General features: G+C 71.9%; 1 pseudogene. It reads right to left on the bottom strand.

From position 1 onward, the window contains the following. Window positions 1-19: 19 nt before the first annotated feature. A pseudogene (locus tag CFP71_RS43065) lies at window positions 20-1,240 on the bottom strand (NAD(P)H-hydrate dehydratase); the annotation flags it as partial. Between the last annotated feature and the right edge of the window lie 75 nt (window positions 1,241-1,315).

Here is a 1,315-nt window from a genome sequence, read left to right as displayed (position 1 = left end):
ACGCAGGTCGGCGCCCTGGTCAGGAGACCGGGGAGAGGAGGGACCGGAGAGCAGCGGGGACGGCGCCGAGGATTCCGGAAGCCGAGGTCGGGGCGCCGTCGGCGGCCAGCGACCCGGCGAGCGAGTGGACGTGCGCCGCAGCCCCGGCCGCCAACCACGGGTCGAGCCCGGCGGCGAGCAGCGCGCCGACCAGACCGGACAGCACGTCCCCCGAACCCGCCGTCGCGAGCCACGAGCCCCGCGGCGTGTTCACCAGCGCGCGCCCGTCCGGCGCCGCGACCACCGTGCAGTGCCCCTTCAAGAGCACGACGGCGTCGTACTTCCGCGCGGCCGACCGCGCCGCCTCGACCCGGTCGGCTCCCGGGGGCGAACCCATCAGCCGCTCGAACTCCCCCGCGTGCGGAGTCAGCACGAGCGGCGTGTCCGGATCCCGCGCGTCGAGCACGTCCGGCGAACGCGCGATGATCGTCGTCGCGTCGGCGTCCGCGCACACCGGCACACCACGCCCGAGCACGAACCGCAGCACGTCCCGTCCCTCGTGCCCGGTCCCGATCCCCGGCCCGACGACCCACGCCTGCACCCGGCCCGCGTCCGTCACCGAACCCGTCGCGATCACTTCGGGCCAATGTCCGCGCACCACGTCCGCGGCATGACCGGCGTACCGCACCAGCCCGGACGTCGCCCGCACCGCGGCACCGGCCGCGAGCACCGCCGCCCCCGGATACGTCGCTGACCCGGCGGCCACACCGACCACGCCTTGGCTGTACTTGTCGTCATCCTGACCGGGCACCGGCCACGCCGTCGCGACATCGGCCGTATCGAGTCGCCGCAGATCGGGATCGTCGAGGCTCAGCCCGATGTCCACCAAGGCGACCTCGCCACAGGAAGCGGGCGCGAGGGCGTGCACCGGTTTGAGCGCGCCGAAAGTGACCGTCCGGTCGGCGACGACAGCGGGACCGTCGACGGCGCCCGTGTCCGGATCCACCCCGCTGGGCAGATCGACGGCCAGCACCGGCGAACTCACGTGCTCCAGGAGCGCCGCGGCGTCCGGCCGCAAGGGCCCACGCGCCGAGATGCCGACGATCCCGTCGATGACGAGGTCCGCCCGGCCGATCCACTGTGGACCGTCCTCAACGGACACTACTTTGCCGCCGGATCGCTTCAGAGCGGCCAAACCCGGGCCGTGAGCACGTTCGGGCTTGAGCAGGATCGCGGAGACGGCGACATTAGATCGGAAGAGCGTCGTGTTGGGAACGAGACTCGAATTCTGTCGACGTCGGATAACGAATCAAAAAAATCTCACATACACTCAACC

Source organism: Amycolatopsis thailandensis (genome assembly GCF_002234405.1).
Taxonomy (GTDB): domain Bacteria; phylum Actinomycetota; class Actinomycetes; order Mycobacteriales; family Pseudonocardiaceae; genus Amycolatopsis; species Amycolatopsis thailandensis.
Note: the sequence above shows the minus strand (reverse complement) of the source record. Positions and strands in the feature narration are given on the sequence as shown.